Origin of the sequence: Ruminococcus sp. AM31-15AC (genome assembly GCF_003462045.1) — a bacterium.
Lineage (GTDB): Bacteria > Bacillota > Clostridia > Oscillospirales > Ruminococcaceae > Hominimerdicola > Hominimerdicola aceti.
In genome coordinates this window covers 1-8,561 of sequence record NZ_QTYG01000073.1, presented here as the reverse complement: position 1 = coordinate 8,561, position 8,561 = coordinate 1, and the positions used below count along the sequence as shown (strand labels likewise).

Here is an 8,561-nt window from a genome sequence, read left to right as displayed (position 1 = left end):
TTTTGTATATTATTTTTGCTATATATAGCCAAATATGTTATCGTAATATGTACAAGTATTCTATGTTATATTAATATTTTTATATTTATTCAGATTTTCTTGTAAACGTATAGCCAAATATGTTATCGTAATATGTACAAGTATTCTATGTTATATTAATATTTTTATATTTATTCAGATTTTCTTGTAAACGTATCCAGCCTTTCATCGCTCTCTTTTTGAGAAGATACAGCCGCAGTAATCCTGCCTGTAAAGCCCGTATTCCGCTGAAAGCTGAATGGAACGCTTGTAGCCCTCACGCTTTTTGAAATCCGCAGGAAGTGCCTTTACATCATATATCTCCCCAAGTTCCTCCGATATCTCGTTGAGCTTCTGAGCATTTTTGTATGGTGAAATAGACAGCGTTGTAGTAAAATAATCCATATCAAGCTCCTTTGCAAGCTGAGCCGTACGTTCAAGCCTGAGCCTGTAACAGCGAAAGCACCGCTCTCCGCCCTCAGGTATATCCTCAAAGCCCTTAACAGCCTGAAAAAACTCACCCTCGTCATACCCACGCTCCACGAACGTAACAGGATTTTTCATAGGCATTTGTGCAATAAGCCTTTGAAGCTCCGCCACACGCTTATCGTACTCCTCACGGGGATAAATGTTCGGATTGTAGTAAAACACAGTTATCTTAAAATACTGCGACAGATATTCAAGCACATAAGACGAACACGGCGCACAACAGCTATGCAAAAGCAAAGTCGGCACTTCGCCCTTTTCCTCGTGTTTTTTTATAATGCCCTCCAGCATTTTCTGATAATTTACCTTCTGCATTCCTGCCGCTCCCTTTTCGCAAAAAAATCGTACCTGACACACTCCCGTAAGGGCCGGCGTCCTAGACAGCCCATTCCCATTGTCTTTGCACCCCTACAGTATCATACTATATTATATAGTATAGCACATTTCCGAAAATTCCGCAACAGGTCAGATCTTCACCTTGAACTTATTTGCACAGTTAGGGCATTTCACAGTATGTTCACCCTTTACCTTTGGAAGCCTTAACGTCTTTTTGCATACACCGCACTTTATATAAACATGGGTCTTTCTGTCAGCGAACTTTCTCTTCCAGAATGAAAATTTCCTGCCAATTCCCCCGAAAGCCCTCTCAAACTTCATGTTCTCCTCATATCGCTTCTGACAGTTTCTCGACATCGCCCTCACTACCGCCAGCACCAGCACAGCGTATACCATAAGCTGTAAAATAAGCGACCTTACAAACAAATTCGCTACGCTAAGCACCACAGCCACACCGCAAATGCCGTAAAAAAGCTTGTCTATACCATATCTGCCCTGAAAAAATCTCGCTACCTTATACATAAATCCGTTCATAAGCTTTTACCTCTTTTCTTTTTTATATTATAAATAGTACACCCGAAATTTAAACTGACTATTAACTTTTATCAAATTTCACCTACCTTTCACAAAACTTTCAGCGTTCACCCTCAAACAGCGAACGGCATATACTGAAGTGTATTCGTAAAAGCGTATACGGACAAGTACAGCATAAAGGAGCAACAAAAATGAAAAAGAGTCTTATAGCCATGACTTCCATAACCTATGCAATGAAAGCAAAAAACTTGCTGAACAGTTTAAAATACTACTGCGAAATACAGCGCACCCCGAAGGACCTTGGCACAGGCTGTGGCTACTCCATAGCCGTCACCGCACCCCCGGAAGAAATAACCGCCATACTTGAAAAAGAGCGCATACCATTCAGAAACGTGATATTCGAGCAAAAGAGGTGAGAAAAATAAACACCCGAAGCATAATAAACTTTGATAACTCAGCCACCACCTACCCCAAGCCCCCTGCCGTAGCAAAAGCCGTCGCTCAGGCAGTAGAACGCTATGGTGGCAACCCGGGCAGAAGCGGTCACAAGCTTTCCATGCGAGTGTCTGAAAAGATATTCACCGTCAGACAGCATGCGGCAGAAATGTTTGGAGCACAGACCGAGAACGTGGCTTTCACCGCCAACTGTACCCATGCCCTTAACATGGCGATAAAAGGTGTCATGCAGTACGGTGGTCATATGATAATCTCAGACCACGAGCATAACGCAGTAGCAAGACCCGTCTATGCCCTTTCAAAAACAAGAGGCGTGAAATATTCTATTGCCCGAACAGGGAAAACAGACAGCGAAACAGTGGAAAACTTCCGCCGCCTTATAACCCCCGAAACTAAGTGTATCTGTTGTACTGTGGCTTCAAACGTCACAGGCAGGCTCATGCCATACCGTGAATTAGCCGCCCTTTGCAAAGCCAACGGCATATGCTTTATAGCCGACGGCGCACAAGCCTGTGGTCTTGTGGAGCTTTCTCTCTCAGACGGCTTCAACTTTCTCTGTGCCGCAGGTCACAAAGCCCTCTACGGACCAACAGGCACAGGGCTTCTTATCTCAGACGGCGAGTATTCTCTGTCTACCATAATCGAGGGTGGCACAGGTGCGACCTCCGCCCTGCTTGAACAGACTCCTTTTCTCCCCGAAAAGCTTGAAAGCGGCACAATTAACACAGTGGCATAATCGGTCTTGGAGAGGGACTGAAGTTCGTCCGCCAAAAGACCCCTGCCGTAATAAAAGCCCACGAAAAAAAACTCTGCAAACAGCTCTACGAACAGCTTTCAGACATAGACAAAATAAAGTTCTATGAAGCAGACCAAAAGAAAGTCCCCATACTTTCATTTAACATCGGAGATATCCCTTCCGCTGAGATCACCTCCTATCTCAGCGAAAAAGGCTTCGCCCTCCGTGGCGGACTGCAATGTGCCGCCGTCACCCATACCACCCTCGGCACAATAGAGCAAGGCACAGTGCGTTTCTCACCCTCTGCATTCAGTACCCCTCAGCAGGTAACAGCACTTTCACGAACAATAAAAATATTTGCCGCAAATAACTAAGCATAAGTGGCAGGTCTGATGTAAAATATCACGTCCTGCCGCTCATTCTATTGCAAAAAGCACCTTTAGGTGCTATAATAAAGCATGAGCAAACAATTTTTCACGAAAGAAAGTGGTATTATGTGGTTCGTGTTTGCGCTTCTCTCCGCTGTTTTCGCAGCGCTCACCTCTGTCCTTGCAAAGGTCGGCATTGAAGGAGTAAACTCAAATCTTGCCACCGCACTGCGTACCTGCGTTGTGCTTGCTATGGCATGGCTCATGGTGTTCATCACCCACACACAAAGCGGCATAGGCTCTATAGGCAGAAAAAGCTGGGTATTCCTTATCCTTTCAGGACTTGCAACAGGCGCTTCGTGGCTATGCTATTATAAGGCTATCCAAATGGGCAGCGTTTCAAAGGTCGCCCCCATAGACAAGCTCAGCGTTGTCATCACCCTTATCCTTGCAGTGATATTTCTCCATGAGGACTTCACAGTAAAATCAGCCATAGGTGCAGTGCTTATCACTGCAGGCACAGTATTAATGGTACTATAAGGAGAACGCTATGACAATAATAACAGTTACCGAGAAGGACGCTCACGAGCTTCTTGAAATATACCGTCCCTACGTTGAAGACACCGCCATAACATTCGAGTATAACGTCCCCTCTGTGGAGGAGTTTTCCGACCGGATCCGCCGCATATCCGCAAATTATCCCTACATAGCCGCAGTAGAAAACGGCAAAATAGCAGGCTACGCCTATGCAGGCGTTTTCAAAAACAGAGCCGCCTATAATTGGTCGGTTGAAGTCACAGTTTATGTAAAAAAAGGACTTCACCGCAAAGGCATAGGTGCAAAACTCTACGCCGCCCTTGAAAAGCTCCTTGCGGCACAGCATATAACAAACCTCTATGCCTGCGTCGCCTATCCCGAAAAAGAAGACGAGTATCTCACTTTTAACAGCGTAAAGTTCCATGAAAAAATGGGCTATACTATAATAGGTACGTTCCATAGATGTGCCTTTAAGTTCAACAAGTGCTACCATATGGTTTGGCTCGAAAAAATACTCATCCAGACCGAAATCACCCCTCTGCCCGTTATCCCATTTTCCAAACTCGATAAAGCCTTAATTAACAAAATAGTTCTTGAATAAAGGCAGAAAATATGGTAAAATAATATCATTCTGTCTGTTAAGGAGCGTAAAAATGGATCTTCAGGAATTAAGAAATGAAATAAACGATATAGACAGCCAACTTCAGGAGCTTTTCAATAAGCGTATGCAGATAAGCTTCAAGGTGGCTGAATATAAGATAGCAAACAATATGCCTGTTTTTCAGAGCAAGCGTGAAAACGAGATACTTGACCATGTAACAGAAAGCTCACCAAAGGGCTTGGAAAGTGCGTCAAGAGTGTTCTTCCAAAACATCATGGATATTTCAAAGTGCCGTCAGTATCAGGAGTTTTTTGCAGACTCAGATAAGATAGAGTACAAAAATTTGGACTTGACAGGTCATAAAAAAGTCGCTGTACCGGGTACCACAGGCTCATATTCACATATAGCCTGCAAGCAGATATTCAGCGACTTTGAGCCAATGTTCTTTGAAGATTTTGAGGACGTTTTTTCATCAGTTGAAAACGGCTCAGCGGATTTTGGTATACTTCCCATAGCAAATTCCACCGCAGGCTCAGTTGGTCAGACCTATGAGCTTATGAAAAAGCATAACTTCAAGATATGCGCAGCAACTAAGGTAAAGATCTCCCACTGCCTTGCCGTAAAAAAAGGCACACGCTTTGAGAATATCAAAATAGTCTATTCTCACGAGCAGGCGCTCAGCCAGTGTTCTGAATTTCTTTCTCAGAACGGACTTAAAAGCCATAAATACGCAAATACTGCCCTTGCGGCGTGCTACATAAAAGAGAGCAATGAACCTTATGCCGCTATCTGCTCAGAAGCCTGCGCACAGCAGAACGGTCTTGAGATACTCAGGCATAATATAGCCAACGCCGCCGAGAATTACACTAAATTCATTCTCATCTCGAAAGAAACTCTCTGCTCGGAAACTGCTGACATCGTGTCAGTGTCCTTGGCACTGCCACATACCTCATCTGCACTTTACAGACTTCTCACCAAATTCTCCGTGGCAGGTCTTAACCTTTCCATGATAGAGAGCCGCCCTATCGCAAACACCGATTTTGACGTTGTTTTCTATCTCGATTTTGAGGGAGCAATAACCTCTCCGGACGTGGCAAAGCTCATGAGCGAGCTTAATTCAGAGCTTTCATATTTCAAATTTTTAGGTAACTACGAGGAAATATAACAGTACGATTTTTAGGACAGGAGGAACAAAAATGCGTATAGGACACGGCTATGACGTCCACAGACTGACCGAGGGCAGAAAGCTCATTCTCGGCGGCGTGGATATACCATATGAAAAGGGACTTTTAGGACATTCCGATGCAGACGTCCTTGCCCACGCCATAATGGATTCCATACTTGGTGCATTGGCACTGGGCGATATCGGCAAGCTTTTTCCTGATAATGACCCCAACTATGAGGGTGCAGACAGTATGAAGCTCATGGAAAAAGTCATAAGCGTTATGACCGAAAAAGGCTGGAAAATAGGCAATATAGACTCCACTATCTGCGCACAGAAGCCGAAGTTTGCCACATATATCACCTCCATGCGGGAGCGTATAGCAGAAACCTGCGGCTGCGATATTTCACAAATATCAGTTAAAGCCACCACCGAAGAAAAACTAGGCTTCACAGGCGAGGGACTAGGCATATCCGCCACAGCGGTCTGCCTGCTTGAAAAAATTTGATACAAAACCAAAAGGACTGCTGTCTTAAACCACAGCAGTCCTTTTTATTGCTACTTTGCCTTATGCGCAACTCCGTCATTGTTAATGTTATATCCGTCAACAGTAGTGTTTATAAGCATCATGCCATAATCATTGAAATAATATCGCTTTCCGCCTATCTTCTTCCAACCTGTCACAACAGTGCCGTTCTTGTTGTTGTAGAACTTCTGCCCACGCCAGCTTACCCAGCCGGATTTCAGATATCCGTCCTCACCGAAGTTGTAATACTTGTCGTCAATGTACACAGGACCTCTCAACGCAACACCATTCTGCAGGAAATATTTCTTTCCGTCAATAGTTGTCCATTCATTCTGCAAAACATGATCGCTGTCAAAATAAAAGTCCGTTCCGTCTATTTCTCTCCAGCCTGAAACTGCCTTGCCATCGCCGTCAAAATAATAGGTCTTGTCACCGGCCGTTACCCACTTGTCTTTCTGAGCGCCGTTCTTGTCAATGTAGTAAAGCCCTGAATCGTCACTGAACAGCCCCTTTGAAAGCTTGCCGTCATTGTCAAAATGATACAGCTTGTCTTCAATAGTGTGCCAACCTGTAAGTGCAGCCTCGTCCTCACCAATATAGTAGGTTTCTCCCTTTGAAGTAACAAACTCCGACTTAGCCCAAGAGCCGTCCTCTTTCTTGAACTTCCATTCAGCGTCTATCTTAACGATTCCGTCTGCAAGCACGCCCTCGTTTGAGAAGGTGTATTTTTTGTCCTCGCCCTCCTCAAATTCGCCAACAGCCGCCGCACCTGTCAGACCAAAATAATATCTCTTTCCGTCAATTGTCTTCCAGCCCGTAGCCTTCTTGCCGGTTTCTTCATCAAAGTAGAAGTAATAGCCGTTTATTTTATGAAATCCAGTGCAAAGGGTGTGATCAGAGTAGAAATAATACTGATAGAACACCGCACCTCCGAACTTTTCATAAACCTTTCTGTCATAAGCATTGAATGTCTTTTCACCGAATTTGTCCGCAAGCTCCTCAAGCTTTTGGGTCTCTTTTTCGTCAGGCTTCTCGTCCTTTTTGTAATCGTCCTTCTCAAACTTCACAAGCTTTGAAACATTGGATTTGAACTCTTTTATTTTCTTTTTCTCATCATCAGTGTACTGATCCGTATTCGTCCAGCCTGTCGCTGCCACATGGGTCTTTTTATCAAAATAGTAAGTATCTTCGTCAATATCCTCCCAGCCGTCAGCCACAACACCGCCTCTGCCGAAGTAATAAACATTTCCGCCTATCTCGTTCCAGCCGGAGAGGAGGCGATTTTTCTTATCAAAGTAATAATACTTGTCCTTGATCTTGGTAAAGCCCTTGCCTGCCGAGCCGTCGCCCTTGAAATAATACTTCTCAGGCGGTTCTTCATACCAGCCTTAGTCATTTTACCGTCACCGGCAAAATGATATCTGTTCTTGTCAATTGTTATCCAGCCCTTGACCATTTCACAGCTATCATTGAAATAATAGCTCTCACCGTCTATCTCCGCAAAGCCCTGAGCGCAAGCCCCTGTAGCTTCATCAGAATAATAATACTTCTTTTCAAGCTCCATCCAGCCCTTGTGAACAGCACCACTCTCAGAAAAATAATACTTCTTTCCGTCAATATCCTGCCAGCCTGTGGCCATGTGACCGTCGTCATCATCAAAATAGTATATCTTGCCCTCTATCTCAACAAAGCCCTTAGCCATCTCACCGCTCTTGAGAAAATAATACTGAACATTGTTTATCTTTGCCCAGCCTGTCACACGCTTGCCGCTCTCGTCATAGTAATAACCGCCGTCGCTGTCAAAACCCGTGTCAGGGAAGCCGTGATCGTCAAAGTAGTATTCACCGCCGTTTATCTCGCAAAGACCCGTCCTGAAAATGCCAGACTCCTCAGAGAAATAGTATTCCTCTCCCTTTATTTTCAATTTTCCACGCTGAACAACGCCGTCTTTGACATAGTAAGTGTCCCCACGATACTTATGCCAGCCGTCAGCCATAGCGTTTCCCTTGTCGTCAAAAAGATAGCAGGTGTTGTCTATTATCTGATAGCCAAGCGCCTTTTCGCCAGTCTCCTTGACAATATAATAAGTCGAGCCGTCATGGGTGTGCCAGCCCGAAGCATAATAAGCGCCGTAGTATAAATATCCGCCAAAGCCTGCTCCCATAACGATAGTGCAAGCTGCAGCCGCAGCGATCATTTTTTTCTTATCGCTTTTCAGCACCGCATTATATCTGTTGCAAAAATCATTGCCCTCATTGCTGTTTATACTCATAAAGATCCTTCCCGAATTTACACAGTTCTAGTTAGTACAATTATATCACAACAAAATAATAATTTCAATACCGCCGCCCCAATTTTCACACCCCTCACACATAAAAAGCTGCACAGTCCAAATAACTGTACAGCTCATAAAATAAATACCCAAGATAAAGGGGCTGTCGAGGACTCCAGCCCCTACAATTTCTCATGACTGCAATTTATCTGTAGTGGCGAGCAACATTCGCCCGTCCACCCCCACAACATCTCAGCTATACCACGACCCCCACGCCACAAGCTTTCTCGCCCTCCCCTTTGTCTATTCTGACAGATAAATTACTCATTTCTTACATCGGCTATTTCAACTTCCGTGTTGATAAATGTAAACTTTTTTAGAAAGTATGATATAATATAGTATTGCATTAAATAAAAAAAGAGGGTGTAAAACTTGATCGATCTTGATGATTTTTGGTATATAGTCAGGTCGCAACATTATACCAAAAGAGAAATGGAAATAATATATGGCAATTTGGAATACGTTCCGC

General features: G+C 44.0%; 9 protein-coding genes and 1 pseudogene. 6 read left to right on the top strand and 4 right to left on the bottom strand.

All coding sequences use genetic code 11. The features are described 5' to 3' along the window. Window positions 1-204: 204 nt before the first annotated feature. Window positions 205-819, bottom strand: a complete 615-nt coding sequence (locus DW793_RS13240) for an epoxyqueuosine reductase QueH (protein WP_118158421.1) — start codon at window positions 817-819, stop codon at window positions 205-207. Between the two features lie 150 nt (window positions 820-969). Next, window positions 970-1,374, bottom strand: a complete 405-nt coding sequence (locus tag DW793_RS13235) for a hypothetical protein (protein WP_118158420.1) — start codon at window positions 1,372-1,374, stop codon at window positions 970-972. A 191-nt stretch (window positions 1,375-1,565) separates the two neighbouring features. Between DW793_RS13235 and DW793_RS13230 the strand changes: the two genes are divergently transcribed. From DW793_RS13230 to ispF, 6 genes and pseudogenes are all read left to right on the top strand, one after another. Beyond that, window positions 1,566-1,790 carry a DUF3343 domain-containing protein gene (locus DW793_RS13230; RefSeq protein ID WP_022287071.1) on the top strand — a complete coding sequence of 75 codons (225 nt, stop codon included), beginning with the start codon at window positions 1,566-1,568 and terminating at the stop codon, window positions 1,788-1,790. Further along, window positions 1,787-2,940, top strand: a pseudogene (locus tag DW793_RS13225) (aminotransferase class V-fold PLP-dependent enzyme). Before DW793_RS13230 ends, DW793_RS13225 begins: the two are co-directional and overlap by 4 nt. A 120-nt stretch (window positions 2,941-3,060) precedes the next feature. Beyond that, window positions 3,061-3,474: an EamA family transporter gene (locus tag DW793_RS13220; RefSeq protein WP_041337213.1), complete on the top strand. Its 414-nt coding sequence runs from the start codon at window positions 3,061-3,063 to the stop codon at window positions 3,472-3,474. Window positions 3,475-3,484: 10 nt separating this feature from the next. Further along, entirely contained in the window at window positions 3,485-4,072 is a 588-nt protein-coding gene (locus DW793_RS13215) for a GNAT family N-acetyltransferase (RefSeq protein WP_118158419.1), read from the top strand. Between the two features lie 52 nt (window positions 4,073-4,124). Further along, window positions 4,125-5,237, top strand: a complete 1,113-nt coding sequence (locus DW793_RS13210; RefSeq protein ID WP_118158418.1) for a bifunctional chorismate mutase/prephenate dehydratase — start codon at window positions 4,125-4,127, stop codon at window positions 5,235-5,237. Between the two features lie 31 nt (window positions 5,238-5,268). Next, window positions 5,269-5,742: a 2-C-methyl-D-erythritol 2,4-cyclodiphosphate synthase gene (ispF, locus tag DW793_RS13205; protein WP_118158417.1), complete on the top strand. Its 474-nt coding sequence runs from the start codon at window positions 5,269-5,271 to the stop codon at window positions 5,740-5,742. A gap of 50 nt (window positions 5,743-5,792) precedes the next feature. Here ispF and DW793_RS13200 read toward each other — a convergent pair whose 3' ends face one another. Next, window positions 5,793-6,977 (bottom strand): N-acetylmuramoyl-L-alanine amidase family protein, encoded by a 1,185-nt coding sequence (locus DW793_RS13200; protein WP_118158416.1) that lies wholly within the window; start codon window positions 6,975-6,977, stop codon window positions 5,793-5,795. Between the two features lie 35 nt (window positions 6,978-7,012). Next, window positions 7,013-8,032, bottom strand: a complete 1,020-nt coding sequence (locus DW793_RS13190; protein WP_118158415.1) for an N-acetylmuramoyl-L-alanine amidase family protein — start codon at window positions 8,030-8,032, stop codon at window positions 7,013-7,015. Window positions 8,033-8,561: the final 529 nt, after the last annotated feature.